This is a genomic window from Leisingera daeponensis DSM 23529 (assembly GCF_000473145.1).
Taxonomy (GTDB): Bacteria; Pseudomonadota; Alphaproteobacteria; order Rhodobacterales; family Rhodobacteraceae; genus Leisingera; species Leisingera daeponensis.
The window spans coordinates 3,847,189-3,873,969 of sequence record NZ_KI421500.1 but is presented as its reverse complement, the minus strand read 5'-3'; the positions used below and the strand labels follow the sequence as shown (position 1 = coordinate 3,873,969).

The following is a 26,781-nucleotide window of genomic DNA, read 5'->3' as shown; positions in this document are numbered from 1 at the left end:
GGAATTTCATGAGCAAACCCTGCATCATCTGCGTGGCCATCACCGGCTCTGTCCCGACCAAGGAGAACAACCCGGCGGTGCCTGTCACCATTGAAGAACAGATCGAAAGCACGCAGGAGGCGTTTGAGGCCGGCGCCTCGATTGCGCATTGCCATGTGAGAAATGACGACCAGACGCCAACCTCGGATCCGGAAAAATTCGCGCGCCTTATGGAAGGGCTTCAGAAACACTGCCCCGGCATGATCATACAGCTGTCGACCGGCGGCCGCTCCGGCGCGGGGCGCGAGCGCGGCGGGATGCTGCCCCTGCGCCCCGACATGGCATCGCTGTCGGTCGGATCCAACAACTTCCCCACCCGGGTCTACGAGAACTCCCCCGATCTGGTGGATTGGCTGGCTTCTGAGATGCGGACCTATGAGGTGAAGCCGGAGATCGAGGCGTTTGACCTGTCGCACATCCACCAGGCGGTGAAGATGAACCGCGAGGGGCGCATTCCCGGCACGCTTTACGTCCAGTTCGTGATGGGGGTGAAGAACGCGATGCCGGTGGATAAGGACGTGTTCGACTACTACGTCAAAACCATGCAGCGGCTGGCGCCGGAGGCCCAGTGGTGCGGCGCCGGGGTTGGTCCGGGGCAGATCCTGGTCAACGAATGGTCGATTGCGGCGGGCGGCCATACCCGCACCGGGCTGGAGGACAACATGCGGCTCGACCGCGAGACGCTGGCGCCCTCCAACGCAGCGCTGGTGAAACGGGCCGCAGACCTGTGCGCGAAATACGAGCGCCCCGTCGCCACCTGGCAGCAGGCCCGCGAGATCCTGGAGCTGCGCCCTGCCTGAGGGCGCCCGCTTCGGGCCAGCGGCCCGAAGCCACGCCCAAGGCCGCCAGGCGGCCCGTCAGGGCAGCCGCGGGCGCGGGAGTGCCGCGCCGGGCTTGCTCAACCCTCGCCGGACAGATCCTTCAGGATCGGGCAATCCGGGCGGCTGTCGCCTGCGCAGCCTTTGACCAGTTCGCCCAGCGTGTCGCGCATCGCCTGCAAGTCCGCGATCTTCTCCTCGATCTTGGCCAGATGCTCCAGCGCCAGCTGCTTCACATCGGCGCTGGCACGGCTTTCATCCTCATAGAGCGCCATCAGTGTTCGGCAGTCCTCGATGGTGAAGCCCAGCGCCCGGGCCCGGCCAAGAAACGCCAGCTTGTGCAGATCGGTCTCAGCAAAGCAGCGGTAGCCGTTGGCGCTGCGGTGCGGTTTGATCAGGCCGATATCCTCGTAGTAGCGGATGGTCTTGGCGGGCAGCCCGGAGCGGCTGGACACGTCCCCGATGTTCATGCGCGTGCCTCCTGTCCGCCTGCGGCAGCCGCTGTGCGGGCAGTTTGCCCCTCCTCTATCGCCGGTTTCAGGCGGCGCAGGCGCAGCGCGTTCGACAGCACGAACACACTCGACAGCGCCATCGCGCCCGCGGCCAGCGCCGGCGACAGCAGCGGCCCGCCGAAGGGATACAGCACCCCGGCCGCCACCGGGATCAGCAGCACGTTATAGCCAAAGGCCCAGACCAGGTTCTGGCGGATGTTGCGCATGGTGGCGCGGCTGACCGTCAGCGCATTCACCACCCCGCGCAGATCGCCGGAGACCAGCACCACATCGGCGGCCTCGATCGCCACGTCGGTGCCGGTGCCGATGGCAATGCCCGCATCCGCCGTCGCCAGCGCAGGCGCGTCATTGATGCCGTCGCCGACGAAAGCCAGGGTGCCGTGTTCCTGCTGCAGTTCTGCAATTGCGGTCACCTTATCCGCCGGCAGGCATTCCGCCTTTACCGCGTCAATGCCCAGCTGCGCGGCAATCGCCTGCGCGGTGGCCGCAGCATCGCCGGTGATCATCGCCACCTTCAGCCCCTGATCATGGAACGCCTTGATCGCGGCAGGCGTGCCCGGCTTGACCGGGTCGGCCACCGCAATCACCGCCGCCGCCCGCCCGTCAATCGCTGCGTACAGCGGGGTTTCGCCGCGTTCTGCCAGCCGCTGACCCTCAGCCTCAAGTGCGCCCAGCGCAATGCCTTCGCGGACCATCAGCCGGGCAGCGCCCACCAGGACCTCGCGCCCCTCGGCCTGGGCCCGCAGGCCATAGCCCGGGATCGCCTCAAAAGAATCCGCCTTGGGCAGCCCCTTGCCTGCCGCTGCCGTGATGGCGCGGGCGATGGGATGCTCCGACTGCGCCTCCGCCGCGCCGGCCAGACGCAGCACTTCGTCCCGGCTGAAGCCATCGGCACAGACCAGAGCAGTCAGCGAGGGGCGCCCCTCGGTCAGGGTGCCGGTCTTGTCAAGCGCCACCACCTGCACTTCCTGAAGCCGCTGAAGCGCGTCGCCCTTGCGGAACAGAACACCCATCTGCGCCGCGCGCCCGATGCCCACCATGATCGACGTCGGCGTCGCCAGCCCCATCGCGCAGGGGCAGGCAATGATCAGCACCGAGACGCCGGCCACCAGGGCCAGCGGCAGCGACGGCGCCGGGCCAAAGAGCGACCAGGCCAGAACGGTCAGCGCCGCAACCACGATTACCGCGGGCACAAACCACAGGGTGATGCGGTCGACCATCCCCTGCACCGGCAGCTTGGCGCCCTGCGCCTGCTCGACCATGCGGATAATCTGCGCCAGAACGGTGTCGCGGCCCACGCGGGTGGCGCGGAATTCCAGTGCCGAATTGCCGTTGATGGTGCCCGCCGTCACCTCATCGCCCGGAGCTTTCGCCACCGGCACCGGCTCGCCGCTGATCATGCTTTCGTCGATGTAGGAGCTGCCCGAGACAATCTCGCCGTCCACAGCGATGCGTTCGCCCGGGCGGACGCGGATCAGATCCCCTGCCCCGATCTCCTCCACCGGCGTCTCCACCGCCTCGCCAGCGGCGACAACCATGGCGGTGTTCGGCTGCAGCCCGGCCAGCTTGCGGATCGCGGCGCCGGTGCGCCCCTTGGCGCGCGCTTCCAGAAACCGGCCGGTCAGGATCAGCACCACGATCACCGCTGCGGCCTCGTAATAGACATTGGCGGTGCCCGCAGGCAGCAACCGCGGCGCAAAGGTGGAGATGACCGAGAATCCGTAAGCCGCTGAGGTGCCCAGCGCCACCAGCGCGTTCATATCAGGCGCGCCCCGGAACAGCGCGGGGAAGCCCTTGGTGTAGAACTGCCGCCCTGGCCCCGCCAGCACCAATGTGGCGAGGACAAATTGCAGCAAGTAACTGTTTTGCATACCGATGTTTGCCGCCACCCAATGGTGCAGCGCCGGGACTATGTGGCCGCCCATCTCGATCAGGAAGACCGGCAGCGTCAGCACAGCGGCGATCAGCACCTGGCGGCCCAGCGCGGCGATCTCATCCGCCTTGCGCTGGCTTGCCTGCTCTGCCTCATCCGGTGCGCCGCTGCTCAGCCGCGCCGGATAACCCGCCTCTGTCACCGTGCGGGCCAGATCGGCAGCGCGGGCCGCCCCGGTCAGGAACCGGACCTGCGCGGACTCATTGGCAAGATTGACGCGCGCCTCCAGCACGCCTGGCACCGCCAGCAGCGCCCGTTCCACCCGTCCCACACAGGACGCACAGGTCATACCGCTGAGCGTCAGGGTCACCTCGGACTCTGCCGCCGGATAGCCTGCGGATTTCAGCGCCTCCGTCAGCTGAACCAGTTTCACCTCCGGCGCGGCCTCGACCTGGCCGGTTGCGTTTGCAAGGTTCACGGAAGCCGCCTCAACCCCGTCAACGGCCGCCAGCGCACGCTCGGCGCGCCCGGCGCAGCCTGCGCAGCTCAGGTTGGTGATTTGCAGTGAAATACGGGTATTTTCTGACATGGGAGACCTGCGGTTTTGTCCTATGCTGGATCATATGAGGGTTCCAGTCAGAGGAAGGTCAAGACCCTGCGGCAAGATTCCTTCCCAAAACTGGAAGCCTGCGCGCAAGCCGCTGGAAAACGCAGTTTCTTTCGTGCTTGACCGATGGCGCGGACCGCTGCTCAGCCGTCGCATTCGGGGCAAAGCCCTGCACGCCGGGACTGATAGGGTGCCGAGGCGGCGCTTGCGTGCGCCGGCCTGCAAATGTAACGCTGAGGCAATCAGATCCGCGGTGCTGCTGCTGGCAACGCATTCACCCCGGTCCCGCCCTGCGGCGGCCCGGCCCCGGAGAATTTGGACGAAGGACCAGTCACATGATCAAAACCCGCGCCGCCGTTGCGGTAGCCCCCGGCAAACCGCTGGAAATCATGGAGGTGAACCTCGAAGGCCCCAAGGCCGGTGAGGTTCTGGTGGAAATCAAGGCAACCGGCCTGTGCCACACCGATGAATTCACCCGGTCGGGCGATGACCCCGAAGGCATCTTCCCGGCGATCCTGGGCCATGAAGGCGCGGGCGTCGTGGTTGAAGTCGGCGAAGGTGTGACCAGCCTGAAGCCCGGCGACCACGTGATCCCGCTTTACACGCCCGAATGCCGCGAGTGCGAATACTGCCTCAACCCCAAAACCAACCTGTGCCAAGCGATCCGCTCCACCCAGGGCCAGGGCCTGCTGCCGGACGGCACCACCCGCTTCTCGATGCTGGATGGCACCCCGATCCATCACTACATGGGCTGCTCGACCTTCGCGAACCACACCGTTGTGCCGGAAATCGCGCTGGCGAAAATCCGCAAGGACGCGCCGTTTGACAAGGTCTGCTACATCGGCTGCGGCGTCACCACAGGCATCGGCGCGGTGATCAACACCGCCAAGGTGGAAATCGGCTCCCGCGCGGTGGTCTTCGGCCTCGGCGGCATCGGCCTCAACGTGATCCAGGGCCTGCGGCTGGCCGGTGCCGACCAGATCGTTGGCGTCGACCTGAACCCGGGCAAGGTCGAAATGGCCACGAAATTCGGCATGACCGATTTCGTCAACCCGGCCGAGGTGGAGGGCGATCTGGTGGCGCACCTGGTCGAACTGACCGGCGGCGGTGCGGATTATACCTTTGACGCCACCGGCAACGTGCAGGTCATGCGCACCGCGCTGGAATGCGCCCACAAGGGCTGGGGTGAAAGCATCATCATCGGCGTGGCGCCCGCGGGGGCCGAGATTTCGACCCGCCCGTTCCAGCTGGTCACCGGCCGGGTCTGGAAAGGCACCGCCTTCGGCGGCGCGTCCGGGCGCACCGACGTGCCGAAGATCGTCGACTGGTACATGGACGGCAAGATCGAGATCGACCCGATGATCACCCACAAGCTGACTCTGGATCAGATCAACGAAGGTTTCGACCTGATGCACGAGGGTAAGTCGATCCGCGCCGTGGTCGAATTCTGATCCCCAGGATTGATGTGAAACAGATGAAACGCAGGCCCAGGGGCCTGCGTTTTTTTCGCGCAAAAGTTGTCAGCTGACAATCAGTGTTCGCTTGCGGTTTCCACCGCATCCAGCCTGACACCGTACCCCCAAAGCCGGCGCAGGTGCTTCAGCACCTCTTCCTGATCCTCTTCATCCAGGTGGATGCCGTCGCGCACGGTGTGGGTCAGCTTCAGCTCCCGGTCGCCGCGCAGGTCCGCGTCCGTCACCTGAATGTCCGGTTCCAGATAGGCCAGGTCATACTGTTTGGCCAGATCGCGCCGGATCGCCTTATAGCCGGCCCGGTTGTGGATCTGACTGACAACCAGATTGGGCAGATCCGCGTCATTGGTCAGCGTGAACAGCTTGAACTTGCGGATCAGGTTCGGCGACAGGAATTGCTGGATGAAGCTTTCGTCGCGGTAATTCGCCCAGGCATCGCGCAGCACACCGCGCCAGTCCGGGTTGCCGGCAAAATCCGGGAACCATTCGCGGTCCTCATCGGTGGGGTTCTGGCAGATCCGGCGGATGTCCTGCATCATCGCAAAACCCAGCGCATAGGGGTTGATGCCCGAATAGCGCGGATCGTCGTACTCCGGCTGCATCACCACATTGGTGTGGCTGTGCAGCATCTCCATAAAGGCGCCTTCGGTGATCTGGCCCTGCTCATAAAGCTTGTTGATGATGTAGTAATGCACAAAGGTCGCGCAGCCTTCGTTCATCACCTTGGTCTGTTTCTGCGGATAGAGGTACTGCGCCAGCATCCGCACGATGCGCAGGATCTCGCACTGCCAGGGCTCCAGCTTCGGGCTGTGCTTCTCCAGGAAATACAGCAGGTTTTCCTGCGGCAGGTTCATCTGCTTGCGGCGCGCGCTGAAGGAGGCGTCCTCTGGCTGTTCCAGCTTGTCCCGGCCCAGGGTGGAGTCGGTCCAGATATCCAGCACGCTCTGGCTGCTTTCATAGCCCTCGCGCACCTTCTGCATGGCGACCAGCTCCTCGCTGGTCGGCTTGGGCGGACGGCCATAGCGGAACACGCCCTGAGATTGCAGCGCATGGGCGGCGTCCAGCACCTCCTCCACCGCGCTGAGGCCGTAACGCTGCTCGCAGGCGGCAATGTAGTTCTTGGCAAAGGCCAGATAGTCGTGAATGCCCGCGGCATCGGTCCATTGCTGAAACAGGTAGTTGTTCTTGAAGAAATGGTTATGGCCAAACGCCGCATGCGCCATCACCAGGGTCTGCATCGCCATGGTGTTTTCTTCCATGTTGTAGCTGATGCAGGGGTTCGAATTGATCACGATCTCATAGGCCAGCCCCTGGCGGCCGGTCCGGTACAGCGTCTCGTCGCGGGCGAAATGCTTGCCGAAGGACCAGTGCTGGTACATCAGCGGCAGCCCGACGCAGGAATAGGCATCCAGCATCTGCTCGGCCGAGATGATTTCGATCTGGTTGGGATAAACATCCAGCCCGAGGTCTTCGAGCGCAATCTGCTCGATCGCGTCGCGCGCCTTCTCCATCAGCTCGAAGGTCCATTCCGGCCCGTCGAACAGCGGCGTGCGCGCCGTTTCAGCTGCCTGCATACTGCGCTCCCTTAACCTTGGGGAGGAAGAACTCCCGGAAAATCGGATAGATATGGCCCGGCTGCGAAACCCGCTGCATCTCGAAATGCTGCGCCTGCGCTTTCACCTCGCGGTAGTTCTGCCACAGGTCTTCGCCTGCTTCGGGGTTGTTCAGCAGCATCTCCGCCGCCTCATCGACGATTTCCACATAGGCATAGAACTGGCTGACCGGCAGCAGGTCATTCAGCAGCAGCTTCTTGCAGCGCGCCGAGTCATTGCCGAAGTTTTCGCCGTCGGAGGCTTGGGCGCCGTAGATGTTCCACTCGTCCGGCGGATAGCGCTCTTCGATGATCTCCTTCATTTTCTCCAGCGCGGTGGAGACAATGGTGCCGCCGGTTTCGCGGGCATAGAAGAAGGTCTCCTCATCCACTTCCTGGGCGTGGTGGGTATGGCGCACAAAGACGAGTTCTGTGTGCTCATAGCAGCGCTCCAGGAACAGGTGCAGCAGCAGGAAGAAGCGCTTGGCCAGATCCTTTTCGCGCTCCTGCATGGAGCCGGAGACATCCATCAGGCAGAACACCACGGCGCGGGAGTTGCGGATCTTTTCCGGGACAAAGGTGTCGTAGCGCAGGTCCAGCGGGTCGATATAGCCGACCACCTTGCGTTTGCGGATGATGCCGTCGAGCTTCTTCCGCAGTGCCTCCAGGAAGTCTTCCTGCGGCGGGGTGCGGTCGTCCAGCGCCTCCAGTTCGGCGATCTGCTCCTCCAGGTCGCGCTGGGACTTGGTGGTGGGACGCTGCAGGGCGATCCGGCGGCCCAGAGAGTTGCGCATGGTGCGCACCAGGTTGAGGTTGTTGGGCGTCCCAGCAGTTGTCAGGCCGGCGCGGCGGGTTCCGATTGTCTCGGTTTCCACCGTAGCTTTTTCCACAAGGTCCGGCAGTTCCAGCCCTTCGAACAGGATTTCCAGATATTCCTCCTGAGTCAGGGTGAAGGAGAACTCGTCCTCGCCATCGCCTTCCTCAGAGGCCTTGCGGCCGCCCTGTCCGGCGCCGCCTTGGGGCCGTTTGATGGTGTCGCCGACAACAAAATCCTTGTTGCCGGGCAGCACGTGGCGGCGCAGGCCGCCCTTGGAGGAATGGAAGAACCGCGGCTCCTTCAGCCCCCGTGCCGGGATCGTGACCTTTTCGCCGCCGTCCGGGACACCGCTTCCGCTTTGGATCGACTTCCCCCGGACCGACTGGTCGACGCGCTCCTTAATATTCTCCCGGGCCCGCCGCAGGAATCGCTGGCGGTTCCCGAGGCTCTTGCCCTTCGGATTGGCGCGCCTGTCGATGAAATGATGCATGTTGCACAGCGCTCCTCTTTAGCCCGCCTTGTTGACGCGCATGTACCATTCGACCAGGCGCCGGACCTGGCGGTCGGTGTAGCCGTGGCCGCGCATCCGCTCGACGAACTCCTGGTGCTTGCTTTCGGTCTTGCTGTCCTTCTTGGACCCGAAGGAGATCACCGGCAGCAGTTCCTCGACCTGGCTGAACATGTGCTTCTCGATCACATCGCGCAGCTTCTCATAGGAGTTCCAGGCCGGGTTCGACCCGGTGTTGGCACGGTGGCGCAGCGCGAACTTGACCACCTCGTTGCGGAAGTCCTTGGGGTTGGCGATGCCGACCGGCTTCTCGATCTTGCTCAGCTCCGCATCCAGCACCTCGCGGTTGTAAAGCTGGCCGGTATCCGGATCCTTGTAGTCCTGCTCTTCGATCCAGGCATCGGCATAGGCGATGTAGCGGTCAAAGACGTTCTGGCCGTATTCGGTATAGCTTTCGAGGTACGCCTTCTGGATTTCGTTGCCGATGAACTCCTCATAGCGCGGCGCCAGCTCGGTCTTGATGAACTCAAGATACTTCTGCTCCGTCTCCTGCGGGAACTGCTCGCGCTTGATCATCTGCTCCAGCACATACATCAGGTGCACCGGGTCCGCCGCCACCTCGTTGGTGTCGAAGTTGAAGGTGGTGGACAGCACCTTGAAGGCAAAGCGTGTGGAGATGCCGTTCATGCCTTCATCAACGCCGGCGCGGTCCTGGTATTCCTGCACCGTCTTGGCCTTGGGATCGGTGTCCTTCAGGCTTTCGCCGTCATAGACGCGCATTTTCGAGTAGAGGTTGGAGTTCTCATGCGGCTTCAGACGGGTCAGCACCGAGAAGCGGCTGAGGATCTTCAGCGTCTCCGGCGCGCAGGGCGCGTTGCGCAGCTCGCTGTTTTCGATCAGCTTTTCATAGATCGAGGTTTCATCCGAGACCCGCAGGCAGTACGGCACCTTGACGATCGACACCCGGTCGATGAAGGCCTCGTTGTTCTTGTTGTTCTTGAACGACTGCCATTCGCTCTCGTTCGAGTGCGCCAGGATCAGGCCGCTGAACGGGATTGCACCAAAGCTTTCGGTGCCCATGTAGTTGCCTTCCTGGGTCGCCGTCAGCAGCGGGTGCAGCATCTTGATCGGCGCCTTGAACATCTCGACGAATTCCAGAATGCCCTGCGTCGCGCGGTTCAGGCCGCCGGAGAAGCTGTAGGCATCCGGATTGTCCTGGCTGAAATGCTCCAGCTGGCGAATGTCGACCTTGCCGACCAAAGTGGAGATGTCCTGGTTGTTCTCATCGCCCGGCTCCACCTTGGCGACACAAATCCGGCGCAGCCGCGACGGATGCAGGCGCACGACCGAGAATTTGTTGATATCGCCGTCAAATTCATCCAGCCGCTGCACCGCCCAAGGCGACATCAGCCCCGGCAAACGGTGCTGCGCAATGCCGTATTCTTCCTCCAGCACCTTGCCCATGCGGACGGGATCGAACAGGCCCAGCGGGCTTTCGAAGATCGGCGAGATCTGATTGCCGGCCTTCAGCACATAGATCGGCTGATCCTCCATCAGACGCTTCAGGCGTTCCGCCAGCGAGGATTTGCCGCCGCCGACCGGCCCCAGCAGGTAAAGGATCTGCTTTCGCTCTTCCAAGCCTTGCGCGGCGTGGCGGAAATAGCCGACGATCCGCTCAATCGTGTCTTCCATGCCAAAGAAGTCGTGGAAGGCGCTGTACCGCTTGATCGTTCGGTTTTGAAAGATCGGCCCGAGACGCGAGTTCTTGGACGTGTCTACCAGTTCCTCTTCGCCAATTGCCTTCAGCATCCTCTCGGCGACGTTCGCGTACAGGCTTGGATCGTCGCGGCAGGCATTCAAATACTCCTGCAGCGGCATTTCCTGCTCGCGCGTTTCGCCGTACTGCTCTGCAAAAAGTTCGGCAATGTCTTTCATCGTGGATCAAGCCTCCTGGTTAACTGGCGCCGTTCCTCCTGGCGTTCCTTCGCACGCGGACAGAGGATGCCCAGCACGTGGGCATAGGTGTCCGCGTCAGTGTTGAGTTCTGATTTCTGCTCGGCGCCGCTGCTGGCGTTATACGTCCGGCTGGCCGCTCTTGGCGGCGGCCTGCGCCCGGTCACCAGGGCTGTCGGCGTCGTCTTTACTTACTCTCGAGCTTACACCAATTACGAACTTCTTCCTATCTGAAAGTGGTGTACTTTTAATTAATTGCCAGAATCTTTTGCGGGAAATTTTCATCACATCAAAGCGACCGCCACTTTCCGGCGGCCCTTCTGCAACGCGGCATTTCAGGGGTTTACGGACGTGCTTCCGCCCGTGGGGGATTGCTGCGGCACAAGCTCACCCTAAAGGGGGAAACCGGGGCAGAATGCCTGCACTGAAGGGCGGGCCGCAACCGGAACTGGCCCGGCTGAAGGCGCAGCCCGCCCTCCCGGCCGGATGAAAAACCTTAAAAAATCTGCGGCAGACAAGACACGGTTGCCGCCCTTTTTGCCGCAGCAACGGCGCCTAGATACTGGACAGGCTGCAAAAAATCGTCTCAGTATGGCCTCAAAATGGCCGCAAAAGACGGTCGATGGGCAAAACTACAGGCAACGGAACCACGCAAAGCGCGCCTTATTCACGGCGCCGCAGCGTACAGATTGAGCGGTAGAACAATGAGCACGGTTGCATTTATCACCCGCAACATGGCGGGCACCACACGGCATGGGAACTTCTCCGAAGGCACGCCAGCGCGCATCGACGCCGCTTCGGCCAAGGACATCTCGCTGAATCTCAGCCCGGCCGACGTCGAAAGCTATGCCCGCCGCGGCAGCGATCTGCATCTCACCCTGGCCAACGGTCAGGAACTGGTGCTGGAAAACTACTACGCCTTTGATGCCACCGGCGGCAAGAACCTGTTCCTCAGCTCCGAAGGGCAGTTCATCGAGGTGGTGCTGGAGGACAAATCCAACGGCATGCTGTTTGCCACTTATGAGCCGCTCGACCTGACCGGCAAGTGGAGCGCCTACGACGAGATGGTCTTTCTGGACGTCGACCGGATCGAGCCGGTGGTCGCGCCGCTGGCCGCGCCGCTGTTCGGCGGCCTGGGGGCCGCAGGGGCCGCAGCAGGCGTTGTCGGCGCTGCTGCCATTGCCGGCGGAGGCGGCGGCGGAGGCGGCGGAACCGGTGGCATCGTGCCCACCGTGAATGACCCGGAAGCCACCTACCCCGTTTCGGGTTCCACCAGCACAGCAGTTGAGATCACCGGCACCGGCGCGCCGGGCTCCGAAGTGACCGTTACCGTCGGAACCTCGTCCCAGACGACAACCGTCGATGAGGACGGAAACTGGGGCGTGACCTTCCCGGTCGATGAGCTGCCGCCGGACGGCAACTACGAGTCGACGGTTCATGTGGTTGACCCGAACGGCACCGAGTTTGACCTGGACGGCCCCACCGTGGTGATCGACACGGTCACCGACGTGACCCTTGACGAGGGCCAGGCCGGCGGCGATGACATGATTAATGCGGCAGAAGCCGCCGACGGCGTCACCCTGACCGGCACCGCCGAAGCGGGTGCCACTGTCGAAGTGACGTTCCAAGGCGTCACCCGCACCGTCACCGCAGCAGAGGACGGCACCTGGAGCGCGGATTTCGCCGCATCGGAGATCGTCGCAGGCGAATACGATTCAGAAGTCACCGTGACGGCGACCGACAGCTTCGGCAACACCGACAGCGTCACCGGCACCATCCGCGTCGACACCGTTACCGCGGTGGCGATTGATTCCGGCCAGGCCGGCGGCGACGATCTGGTCAACAGCGCTGAGGCCACCGCAGGCCTGACCCTGACCGGCACCGGCGAACCGGGCGCCACGGTCAGCGTCACTGTGGAGGGCGTCACCCGCAGCGCCACGGTGGACGCGGACGGCAAATGGGCCGCGGAGTTCGAAGCAGGTTCGCTGCCTGCCGGCGAATATGACACCACCGTCAGCGTGACCTCGACCGACGCGGCCGGCAATACCGCGACGGCGACCGCCGACCTGCGCGTGGACACGCTGGTGGACCCGCTGACGCTGGAGGCCGGCAGCATTGAGGGCGACAACGTCGTCAACAACACCGAGCGCAGCGACGGGGTGACACTGACCGGCACCGTGGAACCGGGCTCGACCGTCGTCGTGCAGCTGGGCACTGCCACCGAAACCGCGACGGTTGACGCCGACGGCAACTGGAGCGTGGATTTTGCCGCCTCCGACATTGCCCAGGGCAGCTATGAGGCGGACATCACCGTTACCGCCACCGATGCCGCAGGCAACACCTCGGCAATCCGTGACACGCTGACCATCGACACCGAGGTGACGCCCTTCACCGCAGACAGCAGCCAGACCGAAGACGATGTGCTGAATGTCGCGGAGCGTGCCGCGGGCCTTACCATGACCGGCACTGTGGAGGCCGGTTCCAGCGTCGCGGTGACCATCGGCGGCGTGACCCGGGCTGCAACCGTTGATGCAGACGGCAACTGGAGCGCGGTCTTTGACGCGGATGACCTGCCCCAGGGCGACATCACCGCCACCGCTGAGATCACCGCCACCGACGCGGCCGGAAACACGCAAACGCTGACTGAAACCTTCGGCATCGACACTGAGTATGACGCGCCGAGCGTCGGCAGCGTCATCAGCACCGGAGCCGGTGTCAGCGGCTTCTTCAGCGAGAATTTCGAAACCGGCGACACAGCGCATGAGCTGACCAGCGGCGGCGGCGTCGCTGACGTCACCGGCTCTGAAACGGCCCTTGGCGCAGGGCAGACCCTGTTCAGCTTTGATGCGGATGTGCCGGACGGCTCGCATCTGGTGGTCAACCGCGTCGATGATGCAGGCAACAGCTCCGGCACGATGGTCGTGCTTGAAGACGGCGCCGACGCAACCGTGCTGGACCACGCGGGCCTGTCGCAGTTCAACATTGACGAGCTGAACCTGGTGCATGCCGACGGCGTCGACCTGACCCTGACCGAAGCGGACATCAACGCGCTGTCCGGCAACTCCGATACAGTGATTGTGCATGGCGGGTCGGATGACACGCTCACCATCACTGGCGCATCCCAATCGGGCACCAAGACCATCGATGGCGAGGCCTACAACGTCTACACCATTGGCGATGACGGCACCACGCTGATCGTTGACGAAGACATCAACACCGTGATCTGAACGGCCGGCCCGGCGGCGCCTACCGCCGGGCCCAACACACCAAAAGCCTTGAACACAAGGGCAAGGGGCAGGATGCAACCGGGACGCTTTCTTTGCGCCATCGCAGTGATGTGCAGCCTGTCGGCCTGCGCCCTGTCACCGCTGTCCGGCGGCCCGGAAACCACGGCCGGCACGGCCCCGCGCAGCAATTTCGCACAATCCGGCGAAACCTCCTCCGAGGTGATCCGGCAACTGATGGAGCGGCGCTCGCTGCTTGCCGGGGACAGCGCCTACGGGCAGGTTGCCACGGCTGCCATCGCCGCCTCTTCCCGCGCTGCCGAGGCTGAGCTGATCAGCGCCAAGCTTCGGGCCGAAGCGGCCTCCAAGAACTGGCTTCCCACGCTGGGGCCTTCGGTCAGCCTGACCGACCTGGGCGATCTGGTGGCAGGGCTGCTGATTGAGCAGGTGCTGTTTGACAACGGCCGCCGCAAGGCCGAACGGGCCTTTGCTGCCGCCGACGTCGAGGTGGCCGCGGTCAGCCTGTCTGAAGACATGAACGGCCGGGTCGAGACCGCCGTCGGCCTTTATGCAGCCGCGCTGCGCGGCGACGAGAAGGCAGCCTATGGCGAGCGGGCGCTGCGCCGGATGCAGGACTTCCGCCGGATCGTGCAGGGCCGTGTGGATGGCGGCGTGTCGGACCGTGCCGATCTCAATGTGGTGGACAGCAAGATCAGCGGCATCCGCACTGCCACGGCCACCGCCCGCGACGCGGCCGCCACTGCCCGCGCGGAACTGCAGGCGATGACCGGCCAGTCCTTCCCGCAAAAGCCCGCGCATCTGGACATTGGCACGCCGCCGGAGCAGGTGCAGTTCCTGTCCGTGCTTAGGGCCAGCGCCGAAGCGGACCGCACCATCGCCCAGGCCAAATCCGGCCGCGCAGGGCTGCTGCCGCAGATCTCAGCCGCGGGCAACGTGACAACAGACGGCTCCGGTGCCGGGCTGACCCTGGGCACCGGCCAGCCGCTGGGTCTGGGCACCCCGGCCGCGCTTCAGGCGCTGGAAGCCTCCAAGGAAGCCGCCAAGCGCCAGATCGGTGAAGCCGAGGAAGCTGCGCGCCGCACCTACAGCCGGCAGGTCCAGCAGATCGCCTCCTATCAGCGGCAGGAGGGCGAGACCGCCGCGCTGGTGCGCCGCAGCCGCGAAACCTATGAGCTGTTCCAGAAGCAGTTCGAAGCGGGCCAGCGCCCGGTGATGGAAGTGATCCAGGTCTATGAGGAGCTGGTGCGCCGCGAGCAGGCCTTTATCGACGCGAAATACGAGGTGGTGCTGATCCAGCTGCAGCTGGCACGCGACCTGGGCCTTTTGGCCGATGGGGACAAGATTTGACGGACACGACACAAAAGCCCCCCAGCCCCCTGCCCGCCTCCGGCAAGAAGCCGGTGCTGCGGGCGGTGCCAGTTTCCAGCCCGAAGGTTGCGCCGCAAGGCGGCATTCAGCCAGCCAACACCCCTGCCCCGGCGCCCGGTCCCAAGGCGCAGATCAAGCCGCGCACGGACAACCGGCCCAAACCTCAGCCGCAGGACGCGCCGCCCGAAGTCGGCTCGCTGCTGGAAGGCGCTGCGGCCCGCATCCAGCACCGCGCCAGCCTGATTGCCACCCTGGCCGCCCTGAAGGGCAGCGACGTGCCCATCAGCGACGTTGCCGCCTTCCTGTGGAAGGAAACGCCGGGCGATCTGTCGCTGCACACGCTGGCCAAGGCGGTGCAGGCCTCAGGGCTGCAGCCGAAAATCCTGGAAAAACAGTTCCTTGCCCCCGCCCTTTGGCCTGCGCTGGCGATCATGTCCGGCGGCCAGTGCGTGCTGGTGCTGAGCCAGGCCGAGGATGTTCTGACGATTTACGACACCTCCTGCGCGGACAACCGCACCGAGGTGCCGCTGGACGAGTTCAGCCCCTATTTCACCGGCACCGTGCTGTCGGCCCGTCCCTCGCTCAAGCAGATGGCCGCACGGCACACGCCGCAGATCGACCCGGGCCACTGGTTCTGGAGCGAATTCCCGAAATACCGCCGCCAGGTGGGCGAGATCATGCTGGGGTCGCTGGTGGCGAACATCCTCGCCGTCTCTGTCGCGCTGTTCTCGCTTCAGGTTTATGACAGGGTGGTGCCGCATCAGTCGCATGCAACCCTGTGGGTTCTGGCGATTGGCGCCTTCCTCGCAATTGCGCTGGAGGCGATGCTGAAGCTGGCACGTGCCCGGCTGACCGATGCGGCGGGCCGTCAGATCGAGCTGTCGGTGCAGCACAACCTGATGCGCCGCCTGATCGGCATGCGCTCTGACAAGAAGCCCCTGCCGCCTTCGGGCCTGTTTGCCGCGATGCGGGATTTCAGTTCGGTGCGGGAGTTCTTCACCTCCTCCACGATCTCAACATTGGCCGACATTCCCTTTATCGCGGTGTTCCTGCTGCTGGTCGCCTCCATCGCCGGACCGGTGGTCTGGGTGATCGTCGCAGGCGGCATCCTGATGCTGCTGCCTGCCTATTTCATGCAGAAGAAAATGATCGCGCTGACCCGCCAGACCCAAGGCGCAAATGCCAAGGCCGGGCGGCTGCTGCATGAGGTGGTGACAGAGCTGGACACCGTGAAGACCCAGCGCGGCGAGGAACGCGTGCTGCGGCTGTGGGATGAGCTTAACACGCTGTCGTCGCATTCCGCGACCGAGCAGCGCAAACTGTCCAGCGCCCTCACCTACTGGTCGCAAGGCGTGCAGCAGGCCACCTATATTACCGCGGTGGTGCTGGGCACGCTCTTGGTCTTTGCGGGCGAGTTCACCGTCGGCACCATCATCGCCACCGGCATCCTGACCAGCCGGACGCTGGCGCCGCTGACCCAGTTCGCCGCCACGCTGGCGCGCTGGAGCAACGTCAAGGCGGCGCTGGAGGGATTGGACGCCATCGCCCAGGCACCGCAGGAAAAGGAACAGGAGCGCACCTATCTGCGCCGCCAGAAGATCGAAGGCCGGTTCGAGCTGCGCGAGATCCTGTTCCGCTACGACGACGACGCCGCCCCGACCGTGGACGTGCAGGCAGTCGCGATCACCCCGGGCCAGCGGATTGCGGTGCTGGGGGTGAACGGATCTGGCAAATCCACCCTGCTGAAGCTGCTGTCGGGCCTGTATGCGCCGGACCGCGGCCGTATCCTGCTGGACGGCACAGATATGGCGCAGATCGACCCGCGCGATCTGCGCGCGAACATCGGCTACCTCAGCCAGGACGTGCGGCTGTTTGCCGGCTCCCTGCGCGACAACCTGAACCTCAACCAGCTGGAGCGCGACGACGACCGCCTGATGGAAGCGCTGGAGTTCGCGGGCCTCGGCGCCCATGTGCGCAACCACCACAAGGGCCTGGACCTGGAGATCAGCGACGGCGGCCATGGCCTGTCGATCGGCCAGCGCCAGTCGATCGGCTGGGCGCGGCTGTGGCTGCAAAACCCCTCGGTCGTGCTGCTGGATGAACCCACCGCGGCGCTGGACCAGACGCTGGAGCGCACCCTGGTCAGCCGCCTGGAAAGCTGGCTGGACGGCCGCACCGCGGTGATCGCCACCCACCGGATGCCGATCCTGTCGCTGACCAACCGCACCCTGATCCTGCAATCGGGCCGGATGGTGGTGGACGGCCCGCGCGACCAGGTTCTGGCGCATCTGGCCGCCGGAGAAGGCAAATGACCATGGCTCTGCACGATCCTTACGGCAACGCAGAAACGCCGCGCAGCGCCAGCCGGATTATCTATCTGGCGCTGGCCGCTGTTCTGACCTTCCTGATCTGGGCCGCCTTCGCCTCCATCGATGAGATTGTCCGCGGCGAGGGCCAGGTGGTCTCCTCCTCCCGGGCGCAGATCGTGCAGAACCTTGAGGGCGGTATCCTGGCGGAACTGCATGTGCGGCAGGGCGATATCGTCACCGCCGGCCAGGTGCTGGCCAAGCTGCAGGACACCAAGTTCCGCGCCGCCGCCGACGAACTGCAGAACCAGATCGACGCGCTGGACATCAAGCGTTTCCGGCTGGAGGCGCAGATGAAAGGCGCCTTTGAGTTCTCCGTGCCAGAGATGCTGGCGCAACGCTCGCCCGGCATTCTGGCCTCGGAACGCGGTCTGCTGACCGCCCGCCAGACCGACTTCACCAGCCGCCGCGACAGCGCCCGGCAGATCATGGAGCAGCTAAACGGCGAACTGGCCAATATGGAGCAGCTCTATAAGCAGAAGATCGTCGCGCTGATAGAAGTGAACAAGGCGCGCAAGGCAGCCACCGACGCCCGCGCCAAGTACAACGAGATCGGCACCCAGGCCGAGCTTGAGCAGGCGGAGGAGTATTCGCAGACGCTGCGCGACCTCACCACGCTGCGGCAGGAGCAGCGGCTGGCGGTGGACCAGCTGAACCGCACCATCATCACCTCTCCCATGGCCGGCATCGTCAACAGCCTGGCGGTGACCACCATCGGCGGCGTGATCCGTCCCGGCGAGGAGATCCTGGAGATTATCCCGCTGGGGGAGGAACTGTTTGTGGAGGCACGGGTAAAGCCCGAGGATATTGCCAGCGTGCAGCCCGGCCAGGACGCCACCATCAAATTGTCGGCCTATGACTACACCATCTACGGCTCGCTGCGCGGCAAGGTGGATTTTGTCTCAGCCGACACCTTCGAGGATGAGCGCAACCCGCGCGCCGAGCCCTACTACCGGGTGACGGTGCGGGTCGACAAATCCGGCTTCACCGAACGCCAGCAGTCCATCGAGATCCGGCCCGGCATGCGGGCCACGGCAGAGCTGCAGACTGGCGCCAAGACCGTTCTTCAATACCTGCTGAAACCGCTCTACAAATCCCGGGACGCGCTGCGCGAGCCCTGATGCTTCCAGCGCCTGGCAGTTCGGCAGCAGGCCTGCGGCTGTTTCCCTAACCGGCGGCGGCCGCTAGCCCGCCCGCTGCATCAGGTCAAGCAGCGATCCGTCCAGCGCGGTGCCGATCGTCACACGCCGCTTGCCCATCGCTGCCTTGGCAGAGATCACCGAGACCAGCCGCGGCGGCAGGCCGGGGCGCATCTCCAGCACCGGCGACCCGGACGCGCCAAAATCCACCAGGCAGGACAGCACCAGGGTCCGGCTCTGCCGCGCCAGCACGCTGCAGGACCGCTCCAGTCCCGGCTGGGAGGCGCGCCTGCGGGTATAGGACAGAACTCCCAGGGTATCGCCGCGCTCCGCGTCCTGCGACACCGCCAGCGGCCGGATCCGGCTGCGGCTGATCGGCCGGTCCAGCTTGAGCACTGCCAGATCGCTGCCGATCTGATGCGTGCCCGCAGGCCGGTAGCGGTACTGCGGATGCACCACCGCCTTCACCACATGCCGCAGGGCCACCACCTGCCGCCCCGACAGCCCGGCCTCGAACCGGACCGACGACGGGGCGACCCGCACCCCGGTGCGCGGGTCGAACAGGCAATGCGCCGCCGTCAGCACCAGGTCCGGTGCCACCAGCGCACCGGTGCAGATGTTCCCGTTTGCGAAGTTCAGCCGTCCGACGGCCTCCCACCCTTCAAGGGTTGTTGTGGCGCCTGGCCGCGCATCCTGCGCAGCGGCGCCGACGGGCATGCCCAGGGACAGGCATGCCGCCATCGCAGCAATGAATAGTCTCATGACCCACTCCAGCTTCCCACAAAACCATCGTCATTCAGGCGTGCGGCTGGAATGAGGCCCAAAAGTGCATCCGATAGACGAATTTATGGACTGATTGCGGCAGCGTTAACAATTCCCTAATCCCACGCTCATTGATGCTTAACCATGGCAAAAAACGCCTGCGCATTGCCAGAAAAACCCGAAAACCCCCGGCAATAATCCAGAAAATCCCCGTAAACGGGGGAAAATCCAGTGTTACCAGACCGGTTTTCCGGCACCGCGCTGCCATTGCGGAATCGATTCGCTCCGCCCGCCCCGTTAACGATTTATCCGTTCCTGGTCCGGCAGCGCTCCGCCGTAACGCTGTGCGCGGCGCCGCCGCAATCGTTAAGAGCCAGACCGTCCGGGCGCCTGCGCTTGCCCAGGCCATCAGGGACCAGACAGCAGCGCAAAGAGCCGCCACAACCTCAAGGTGACGCGAAGGAAAATCGAAATCCTATCGTAAAAGCGCAGGATCGTTAACCGATAAAAAATCTATCTGACGTTGAAATTGTGACAAATCGCATCACTGGCATCTGACCGGCGACCGCCGCTGGATGCCGCTCCGCTGGAGGTCAAATTGAAAATTCTGAGATCCATGAAACTCGCCCACAAGCTGCCGCTGCTGATCGTCAGCACTGCGCTTGTGCTCACAGCCGTGCTGATAGCCGTCAGCACCAGCAACTTCCGGCGCGGGGTGCTCCAGAACAGCGAAATGTTCATGCAGTCGCTGGTGGAGGACCGGGGGCTGGCTCTGCAATCCTATTTCGAAGGGATCGAAGCCGCCATTCTGACGATCGCGTCGGTCCCCTCCACGGCCGGTTCAATGAAGGATCTGACCGCGACTTGGGCCACCAGAAGCGGCGAAGGCCAGGCTGAGGTGCAGAACCTGTCGATGTTTGCCTCCGCCGCGTCGCCCTATGACATTCATTTCAAGCGCACTCATTCGGCCTTTCAGAAGGTGATGGAGCGCATGGGCTTTTATGACATCTTCCTGCTCAGCCCGGCAGGCGACGTGGTGTTTTCGGTCACCAAGGAAAGCGATTACGCCACCAACATGGTGACGGGCCCCTACCGCGAAACAGGCTTGGCCAAGGCATTCCGGATGGCCGAAGCCGGCGAACCCGGACGGGTCTATTTTTCGGATATCGAAACGTACGACCCCAGTGCGGGTGCCCCGGCCGCGTTTGCGGCGACCCGGATCGTGGATGACGCGGGCCGGTTTTCCGGTGTGTTTGCATTGCAGGTGGCCATTGACGAGATCGCGAAGATCACAACAAATTTCGGCGGCAAGCTGGAGAGCCTGGATGTCTACCTGATCGGCGGCGATTTTAAGGCCCGCACCCAATCCCGCCTCGAGGGCCGCCACGGCGTGCTGGAAGAACTGCCGAACCTGCCCTACATCGAGACCGCCTTCGGCGGCGGTTCCGAGGGCAGCGCGTCAGCTGCGGAGAACGAACGGTCCGTCTCGTTCCACCCAGCCGTGCAAAAGCCGGACGGCCGCACGGTTGCAGCCGTCACCGGGCCATTCAGATACCGCGACCTGAACTGGGCAATCGTTGCCGAGCTGGACCGGGAGGAAATTCTGGCGCCCGCGGTCCGCCAGCGCCAGATCATGCTCCTGATCTCCCTTGCCTGTGCTGCGGCTGTCTCCTTCCTCGGCTGGCTGTTTGCGCGGTCGATCACCCGTCCGATCGACAAGATCTGCACGCATATGGAGGCTGTTGCCGCAGGCGACCTGGACACCCGCATCGAAGCGGCCGCGCGCAACGACGAAATCGGCAAGATCGGCAAAACGCTGGTGTCGATGCAGGCCGACCTGAAGCAGGCGCGCATCGCCGAAGAACGCCGCAACGAGCAGCAGCAGGAGCAGCAGTTCGTGGTTGAAAGCTTGAGCGCCGGCCTCGTGCGGCTGTCCGCAGGGGATTTTTCGCAGCCGATCACCGAGGCCTTTCCAAAGGATCACGAACAGCTGCGCCACGACTACAACCTGACCCTGGAAACCCTGAAAGAGACCGTGCAGCAGGTGATCGAGGCGGCCCGCAGCATCCGCAACGGCGCCGAAGAGATCAGCCAGGCCTCCGATGACCTTTCGCACCGCACCGAGAGCCAGGCGGCGACCCTGGAACAGACCGCGGCGGCGCTGGATGAGCTGACCGCGTCGGTGAAATCCGCCGCCGAAGGCGCCCGCAGCGTCGAAGCCACCATGGAGGAGGCGCGGGCCGAAGCCGAGGCCAGCGGCTCCGTGGTCGGCAACGCCGTGACCGCCATGACGGAGATCGAGCAGAGCTCGAACCACATCAGCCAGATCATCTCTGTGATCGACGATATCGCCTTCCAGACCAACCTGCTGGCCCTGAACGCAGGCGTCGAGGCAGCGCGGGCAGGCGAGGCCGGCAAGGGCTTTGCCGTGGTCGCGAGCGAAGTCCGGGCGCTGGCGCAGCGCTCGTCCGACGCGGCGATGGAGATCAAGACCCTGATCAGCGACAGCTCCAAGCAGGTAGAGCGGGGGGTGGATCTGGTCGGCAAGGCCGGCGAGGCGCTGCAAAGCATCGTCAAACGGGTCACCCATATCTCGCAGCTGGTTTCCGGCATCGCTGAGGGCGCGGCGGAACAGTCGACCGGGCTCGCTGAGATCAACACCGGCGTCACCCAGCTGGACCAGGTGACCCAGCAGAACGCGGCCATGGTGGAAGAGGCCACTGCCGCCGGCCATATGCTGCACACCGATTCAAACAAGCTGGCGGAACTTGTGTCGCATTTCACGATTGAGGGGCAGCATGCCCCCCGCGGCGGCCGCATAAGACCGGAACCGGCCAGTGCACAGGCTGCTGCGGCGCCAAAGGACAGCTGGTGCGATGACCCCAGCCTGCCGGCAGACAGTGCCGGCCAGGCCATGGCAACGGGCACCGGCGGAGCAGGGAAATGGGAAGATTTCTAAGCCTCGCGGTCGCACAGCCCGCGGCACTGCCCGCCGCGCACAGGCAAGCCTGAGGCAGCGGTGTTGAAAGCAGAGGCCGGACCGCAGTTCCGGCCTCTGGCCCGGCCAAAATTCCTCAGCTGAAAGCGCGGGCAGGACTTATCCTGCGGGCCGGATACCGCCGCTCTCCTGCTGCCCTTCATGGCCTTGCGCACCCGCAAAGCCAGGCCGAGCATCACTGCCTCGGGATGCCCATGGCACGCGCTCCGCGGCAAGGCCGCGGCAGCGGATATTCATGCCGCTGCCGCTACGCGCTGCAGGCTTATCTCCGGGCCACAAAGATCCTGCGGCGGCCCGGCCGCGCCCTGCCCCGGGGCCGTTGGGCCGCTGCAGCGGCCCCAATCACAGCGGGACAGGCAGCTCAAGCTGCAAATAATTTTCGCGAAATTCCCTGCTTCTTCCCCCTCCGGCCTGCTACGCGGCCTCCCGAGACGCAACGGGTTCGCAAATATCATTTGGCAAACGTGTCCTTAACGTAAAATCCCGGCAGCCGCTCCCTGCACTCAGTTTTCCTTAATCAAATGCGTCAAGATAATAAATCCATACGTGAAAATAAGCGAATATAGTACCGCCTAGAGTGTGAGGTCCCGGGCAGCTCGTCCGGGTGCAGCTTAGTATTAAAAGGTATCAGGATGAGAAATACTCCGTTTTCCAGCAAAGGCGCCCCGCCGGTTCTGCGGCCTGTCAATCTGAACATCCTCTCTGTCGATGACGATGAGATTGACAGGCTGCGCCTGAACAAACTGTGCCGCAAAGCCGGGATGACTGCAGAATTCCACGAAGCCGCGACCCTGGACGAAATGCGCCAGCAGCTGGACGCGGAGCAATTTGATCTGGTGTTCCTTGACCACAACCTGGGCATGGACACGGGACTGGACGCGCTGAGGCTGCTGGTGTCGCATGAAGATCAAGTGCAAGCGGTTCCCATCATGCTGACAAGCGCGACGAATTACCATATCGCCGTCGAGGCCATGCGCCGCGGGTGCGCGGATTACATTGTCAAGGATGAGCTGACCACGGATTCCCTGATGAAATCCATCGCCTCAGCGCTTGAGCGGCGGGCGCTTTACGGGCAGCTGTCGAGCGCACGGGCCTCGGAAAAGGAGCTGAGGCGGATTTTCCAGCGGTTCATTGTCGGCTGCGGGCCCGACCTCCGGCTGCTTCTGAGCCGGACGCTGGCCGGGGTGCGCGTGATCAAGTCGCAGGCGCGTCAGGATGACAGCGTGCCCGCCTCGATACTGTCCGATGTCTCGATGCTGGAACGCAGCTGCAAGGATCTGGTTGTGTTCATGGATGATCTGGACAGCGTGATCGACGACACCCGGGCGTTTGCCGCCAAAGCGTCGCCCAACTTGCTGCAGTAACAGCCAGCCGCAGGTGCGGGCGGGCCCGGAGGTCGAGTGCAAGTCCTTCTCAAGAGGCTCGCCCCCTGCCCCTCCAAAGGCAAAAGGGCTTCGCAGCGGACCGCGGCAGGAAACTGCGCCGTGCAGAAAAAGCGAATAGCGGCAGGCGGCAGAATTGCCCTTCGGTCCGGCGGGCCAGCGGAACCCGCCTCCGCCTATCTTCGCCGCTGGACGCCCTGGAACAAGGAAAATGCACGATGACAGTCAACAGCGCCCCGGCCCGCCGCCCTGCCCTGAACATTGTGCTTGTCGAGGACGACGAAGGCGACGCCAAGGCCCTGCGCCGCGCTTTTGTTCGGGCCAGGATCGCCAACCCGATCCAGCGGTTCACCGATGGTGTCGAAGCACTGGCGTTTCTGCGCGGCGAAATGAGCCAGGTGCCGCCGCCCAATTTTGTGGTTCTGAGCGACATCAACATGCCGCGCAAGAATGGCCTGGAACTGCTGGAGGAAATCCGCGCCGATCCTGTGCTGCGCAAGATCCTGTTCATTGTTCTGACGACGTCCGAGGACGAAAGGGACATTTCCGCGGCCTATGCCAACAATGTGGCCGGCTACATCCTCAAGTCCAACGCCGGAGACATGTTCGTCGATCTGATGGCCACGCTCGACCACTACTGGCGCATTGTTGAACTGCCCGAAATTCACATCACAAAGGTGTCCGATGACGGTTCTCAATATCCTGATCATTGACGATGACGCTGGTGACCGGAAACTGGTGCGCAGGTTTTTGCTGCAAATGCACCCGAACGCCAAGGTTGCCGAGGCGGACTGCGGGAAAAGCGCCCTGTCTCAGGCCGGCCTCCCGGTGGATGTGATCCTGCTGGATTACCTTCTGCCGGACGGCACCGGTCTGGACCTCATCGCGCAGCTGACGGCGACGTGGCCGCGGGCGGTATTGTTCATGACCACCGGCCAGGGGGACGAGGAAATCGCCAAGAGCGTTATCCTGGCCGGCGCAAGTGATTACATTCCCAAGTCCGCGATCACTTCCGAGGCCCTCCAGCGGATGATTGCAAACGGGCTGAAGGTTGCTGAAATGCGCTGGCGCATCCAGGAGCAGCAGAATGAGCTGCGGCTGTTTTCCGATGTGCTGGTGCATGACATGCGGGCGCCGCTGCGCGCCATCAAGTTTCTCAGCGACCAGATACAAGAGGACTATGACAACGGGGAATTTGACGAGGTTGCCCGGCAGCTGGGCCTGATGAAGAAGTCGGTCCGCAAGACCTCTGACCTGATCGAAAGGCTGGCAAGCCACATCAACCCGCACAGCAACGGAACTGCTGAATATGTCTCTGTCGACAGCCTGTTCGACAGCCTGCGCGCCGTCATGGCACAGGATCTTGCGGCGTCCGGCGCCCGGATCGAATGGCTGTCCGGCGGGTTGAGCGTCTCGTGCTTTCCGCCGGACATCGTGCAGCTGCTGCAAAACCTGATCGGCAACTCCATCAAGTACAGCGGCGGCAAAACGCCTGAGATTACGGTGACGGCTGAACCCGCTGCCGGCGGCGTGATGATTTCGGTTGCGGATAACGGCATCGGCGTTCCGCCGGAGTACCGGGAGAAGATCTTCGAGCCATTCAAGCGGTTGCAGCGCGGCAGCGACCAGCCCGGTACCGGTCTTGGGCTGGCCACCTGCGCCAAAATCGCCAAGCGTCACAACGGAGCGATCTGGTGCGACCCCCATGCGGAAGCCGGAACGACAATCCGGTTTCTGGTCTGCCTCGGGAAATCCCAGGCGCAGAGACCGGCCTGACGGCGCGCGCCCTTTCGGCGGGCGCTGCTGGCGGCTTGGCCTTTGGCGGCGGTCAGGTGCCTGCCTGCGCCGGGAAATGCGCCAGCAGGGAGGCTTTTGCCTCCAGGATATGCGCACGGGTCAGGTCCGAGGCCAGCCGCGCATCGCCCGCCTCGCAGGCCTCCAGGATGGCAAGATGTTCCCGGCCTGCGCGCTCCATGCCGTTGCTCATCACCAGCTGCGCCCGGATGTAGCGGTCGATCCGGTCCATTGCGCCGCTGGCCGCCTCGCGGAAGAAGGTCAGCCGGCTGGCGCTGTACAGCCCGTCATGGAAGGCCCGGTTCAGCACCCCCCATTCCATCGGATTTTTCGAGGCATCGAAGGCGGCGAAATCGGCGCGCGCCCGGGCCAGCAGCTCTGGCGGCATCCGCGGCACCGCATCGCGGATGATCTCCGGCTCAAGCAGCGCGCGGAAATCAAAGATTTCGGCAGCCTCATCCGCCGACAGGCCGGCCACCACGGCGCCCTTGAAGCGCTGGGTCCGGACCAGGCCGTGTTCTTCCAGCCGGTTGATCGCTTCGCGCACGGGCAGCCTGCTGGTCTTGAAATGGCGGGCTATCTCATCCTGGCGGAGCGGCTCCCCTTCTGCCAGCCGTCCTTCGACGATAGCCTTGCGCAGGGCCTCGAACACCGCTGCCGAGGCCGAAGCCGATTTCGAGATATCCACAGGGTCCAGTTTCATGGCAGCGCGCCTCCTTTCCAGAAGGTGTATGCGAAGCGGCCTGCCTGGAAAAGCGGCTTAACCGGCCATAGGGTCCGGCAGCCCGGCGGGCGGCTTCCCCGTCACACTTCCAGCGAGACCCATAGAACCTTAGCGTCCTCCGCGCTGACCGAAACGCAGCCATGACCCATGCCACTGTCGTAATAGACGGAGTCGCCGGGCCCCATGCGCAACGGCCGGTAATGCTCGGTGTAGAGGATCACCTCGCCGCTCAGCACGAACATGAACTCCTCTCCCTGGTGGCGCACCCAATTGTCGAACTCGGTGACATCGCGGGCCTTGATGGTGCTGATGTAGGGGACCATGCGCTTGCTGGTCAGCTCGCTGCACAGCAGTTCATGGTCATAGGTGGCGGTTTCCTTGTGCTCACCCTCGCCGGTGCGGGTAAAGTCCCGACGCCCGGTGACGCCGCTTTGCCCGGACTGCAGGAACAGCTGCGGCGTTTCCAGTTCCAGCGTCTGCATCAGGCGGCGGATGATCTCGAAACTGGGCCGGGTCTGATTGTTCTCGATCTTCGACAATGTCGAGCGCCCGATGGCCGCAGCCTTGGCGGCTTCCTCCAGCGTCAGGCCCTTCTCCTTGCGGGCGTCGCGAATCATTTTCCCCAGGACTTCCCCGTCCGGAGCTTCCATGGCCTCGGGGCCCAGCCCTGTTTCTTCTGAGGGAATTGGTTCCATCTGTGCGAATTCTCCTGTTCCGCAAGCAGCTTAGCTTTGATGTATTCGCGGGTCAAAATTTCCGCATAAGTACTTTTAGTTTGCAATAGGGAAAAAGTTTCCTATAGGAGACGCAGCG

The 26,781-nt window shown here is 63.8% G+C and carries 18 protein-coding genes; 10 read left to right on the top strand and 8 right to left on the bottom strand.

Annotated features, from left to right (window positions below; genetic code table 11):
- Window positions 1–8: 8 nt before the first annotated feature.
- A complete protein-coding gene (locus DAEP_RS0119255) occupies window positions 9–839 on the top strand; it encodes a 3-oxoadipate:acetyl-CoA acetyltransferase (protein WP_008553662.1) in 831 nt (276 codons plus the stop codon).
- A 98-nt stretch (window positions 840–937) separates the two neighbouring features.
- Here DAEP_RS0119255 and cueR read toward each other — a convergent pair whose 3' ends face one another.
- Together cueR and DAEP_RS0119245 are read right to left on the bottom strand one after the other, a co-directional pair.
- Window positions 938–1,327: a Cu(I)-responsive transcriptional regulator gene (gene cueR / locus DAEP_RS0119250; protein WP_008554301.1), complete on the bottom strand. Its 390-nt coding sequence runs from the start codon at window positions 1,325–1,327 to the stop codon at window positions 938–940.
- A complete protein-coding gene (locus DAEP_RS0119245) occupies window positions 1,324–3,831 on the bottom strand; it encodes a heavy metal translocating P-type ATPase (protein ID WP_027245821.1) in 2,508 nt (835 codons plus the stop codon). The genes cueR and DAEP_RS0119245 overlap by 4 nt, the downstream gene beginning before the upstream one ends.
- Window positions 3,832–4,187: 356 nt before the next feature.
- On the opposite strand from DAEP_RS0119245, the gene DAEP_RS0119240 reads away from it, so the two are divergent.
- Window positions 4,188–5,300 carry an S-(hydroxymethyl)glutathione dehydrogenase/class III alcohol dehydrogenase gene (locus DAEP_RS0119240; protein WP_027245820.1) on the top strand — a complete coding sequence of 371 codons (1,113 nt, stop codon included), beginning with the start codon at window positions 4,188–4,190 and terminating at the stop codon, window positions 5,298–5,300.
- A gap of 80 nt (window positions 5,301–5,380) precedes the next feature.
- Here DAEP_RS0119240 and DAEP_RS0119235 read toward each other — a convergent pair whose 3' ends face one another.
- From DAEP_RS0119235 to DAEP_RS0119225, 3 genes are read right to left on the bottom strand one after another with little or no spacing between them, the layout of a single operon-like run.
- Window positions 5,381–6,895: a SpoVR family protein gene (locus DAEP_RS0119235; RefSeq protein WP_008555027.1), complete on the bottom strand. Its 1,515-nt coding sequence runs from the start codon at window positions 6,893–6,895 to the stop codon at window positions 5,381–5,383.
- Window positions 6,882–8,219, bottom strand: a complete 1,338-nt coding sequence (locus DAEP_RS0119230) for a YeaH/YhbH family protein (protein ID WP_027245819.1) — start codon at window positions 8,217–8,219, stop codon at window positions 6,882–6,884. Before DAEP_RS0119230 ends, DAEP_RS0119235 begins: the two co-directional genes overlap by 14 nt.
- 18 nt (window positions 8,220–8,237) lie before the next feature.
- A complete protein-coding gene (locus DAEP_RS0119225; protein ID WP_008556293.1) occupies window positions 8,238–10,172 on the bottom strand; it encodes a PrkA family serine protein kinase in 1,935 nt (644 codons plus the stop codon).
- Window positions 10,173–10,894: 722 nt separating this feature from the next.
- Between DAEP_RS0119225 and DAEP_RS0119220 the strand changes: the two genes are divergently transcribed.
- From DAEP_RS0119220 to DAEP_RS0119205, 4 genes are all read left to right on the top strand, one after another.
- Window positions 10,895–13,417, top strand: a complete 2,523-nt coding sequence (locus DAEP_RS0119220; RefSeq protein WP_036760891.1) for an Ig-like domain-containing protein — start codon at window positions 10,895–10,897, stop codon at window positions 13,415–13,417.
- Window positions 13,418–13,489: 72 nt separating this feature from the next.
- Complete coding sequence (locus DAEP_RS0119215) at window positions 13,490–14,782, top strand: TolC family protein (protein ID WP_027245817.1); 1,293 nt, start codon at window positions 13,490–13,492, stop codon at window positions 14,780–14,782.
- Window positions 14,779–17,115: an ATP-binding cassette domain-containing protein gene (locus tag DAEP_RS0119210; RefSeq protein WP_027245816.1), complete on the top strand. Its 2,337-nt coding sequence runs from the start codon at window positions 14,779–14,781 to the stop codon at window positions 17,113–17,115. Before DAEP_RS0119215 ends, DAEP_RS0119210 begins: the two co-directional genes overlap by 4 nt.
- Window positions 17,112–18,290, top strand: a complete 1,179-nt coding sequence (locus DAEP_RS0119205) for an HlyD family type I secretion periplasmic adaptor subunit (RefSeq protein WP_008557183.1) — start codon at window positions 17,112–17,114, stop codon at window positions 18,288–18,290. Before DAEP_RS0119210 ends, DAEP_RS0119205 begins: the two co-directional genes overlap by 4 nt.
- Before the next feature lie 63 nt (window positions 18,291–18,353).
- Here DAEP_RS0119205 and DAEP_RS23030 read toward each other — a convergent pair whose 3' ends face one another.
- Window positions 18,354–19,070: a trypsin-like serine peptidase gene (locus DAEP_RS23030; protein WP_027245814.1), complete on the bottom strand. Its 717-nt coding sequence runs from the start codon at window positions 19,068–19,070 to the stop codon at window positions 18,354–18,356.
- 616 nt (window positions 19,071–19,686) lie between these two features.
- Between DAEP_RS23030 and DAEP_RS0119195 the strand changes: the two genes are divergently transcribed.
- The 4 genes from DAEP_RS0119195 (at window position 19,687) to DAEP_RS0119180 (ending at window position 25,226) form a co-directional block, all read left to right on the top strand.
- Window positions 19,687–22,029 (top strand): methyl-accepting chemotaxis protein, encoded by a 2,343-nt coding sequence (locus tag DAEP_RS0119195; RefSeq protein ID WP_245595126.1) that lies wholly within the window; start codon window positions 19,687–19,689, stop codon window positions 22,027–22,029.
- 671 nt (window positions 22,030–22,700) lie between these two features.
- Window positions 22,701–23,432: a response regulator gene (locus DAEP_RS0119190; protein WP_027245812.1), complete on the top strand. Its 732-nt coding sequence runs from the start codon at window positions 22,701–22,703 to the stop codon at window positions 23,430–23,432.
- Window positions 23,433–23,668: 236 nt separating this feature from the next.
- Window positions 23,669–24,163 carry a response regulator gene (locus tag DAEP_RS0119185; RefSeq protein ID WP_027245811.1) on the top strand — a complete coding sequence of 165 codons (495 nt, stop codon included), beginning with the start codon at window positions 23,669–23,671 and terminating at the stop codon, window positions 24,161–24,163.
- On the top strand, window positions 24,135–25,226 hold the full coding sequence (locus DAEP_RS0119180) for a sensor histidine kinase (protein WP_027245810.1): 1,092 nt from the start codon (window positions 24,135–24,137) through the stop codon (window positions 25,224–25,226). The genes DAEP_RS0119185 and DAEP_RS0119180 overlap by 29 nt, the downstream gene beginning before the upstream one ends.
- Before the next feature lie 52 nt (window positions 25,227–25,278).
- Here DAEP_RS0119180 and DAEP_RS0119175 read toward each other — a convergent pair whose 3' ends face one another.
- A complete protein-coding gene (locus DAEP_RS0119175) occupies window positions 25,279–25,947 on the bottom strand; it encodes a GntR family transcriptional regulator (RefSeq protein ID WP_008557052.1) in 669 nt (222 codons plus the stop codon).
- Window positions 25,948–26,048: 101 nt separating this feature from the next.
- Window positions 26,049–26,663: a helix-turn-helix domain-containing protein gene (locus DAEP_RS0119170; protein WP_027245809.1), complete on the bottom strand. Its 615-nt coding sequence runs from the start codon at window positions 26,661–26,663 to the stop codon at window positions 26,049–26,051.
- Window positions 26,664–26,781 lie beyond the last annotated feature (118 nt).

Coding starts and splice junctions, on each gene's coding strand:
- DAEP_RS0119230 (WP_027245819.1), bottom strand. CDS start 8,219: ATGCATCATTTCATCGACAGGCGCGCCAATCCGAAGGGCAAGAGCCTC.
- DAEP_RS0119245 (WP_027245821.1), bottom strand. CDS start 3,831: ATGTCAGAAAATACCCGTATTTCACTGCAAATCACCAACCTGAGCTGC.
- DAEP_RS0119255 (WP_008553662.1), top strand. CDS start 9: ATGAGCAAACCCTGCATCATCTGCGTGGCCATCACCGGCTCTGTCCCG.
- DAEP_RS0119185 (WP_027245811.1), top strand. CDS start 23,669: ATGACAGTCAACAGCGCCCCGGCCCGCCGCCCTGCCCTGAACATTGTG.
- DAEP_RS0119220 (WP_036760891.1), top strand. CDS start 10,895: ATGAGCACGGTTGCATTTATCACCCGCAACATGGCGGGCACCACACGG.
- DAEP_RS0119195 (WP_245595126.1), top strand. CDS start 19,687: ATGAAACTCGCCCACAAGCTGCCGCTGCTGATCGTCAGCACTGCGCTT.
- DAEP_RS0119235 (WP_008555027.1), bottom strand. CDS start 6,895: ATGCAGGCAGCTGAAACGGCGCGCACGCCGCTGTTCGACGGGCCGGAA.
- DAEP_RS0119225 (WP_008556293.1), bottom strand. CDS start 10,172: ATGAAAGACATTGCCGAACTTTTTGCAGAGCAGTACGGCGAAACGCGC.
- cueR (WP_008554301.1), bottom strand. CDS start 1,327: ATGAACATCGGGGACGTGTCCAGCCGCTCCGGGCTGCCCGCCAAGACC.
- DAEP_RS23030 (WP_027245814.1), bottom strand. CDS start 19,070: ATGAGACTATTCATTGCTGCGATGGCGGCATGCCTGTCCCTGGGCATG.
- DAEP_RS0119175 (WP_008557052.1), bottom strand. CDS start 25,947: ATGAAACTGGACCCTGTGGATATCTCGAAATCGGCTTCGGCCTCGGCA.
- DAEP_RS0119205 (WP_008557183.1), top strand. CDS start 17,112: ATGACCATGGCTCTGCACGATCCTTACGGCAACGCAGAAACGCCGCGC.
- DAEP_RS0119190 (WP_027245812.1), top strand. CDS start 22,701: ATGAGAAATACTCCGTTTTCCAGCAAAGGCGCCCCGCCGGTTCTGCGG.
- DAEP_RS0119170 (WP_027245809.1), bottom strand. CDS start 26,663: ATGGAACCAATTCCCTCAGAAGAAACAGGGCTGGGCCCCGAGGCCATG.
- DAEP_RS0119215 (WP_027245817.1), top strand. CDS start 13,490: ATGCAACCGGGACGCTTTCTTTGCGCCATCGCAGTGATGTGCAGCCTG.
- DAEP_RS0119180 (WP_027245810.1), top strand. CDS start 24,135: ATGACGGTTCTCAATATCCTGATCATTGACGATGACGCTGGTGACCGG.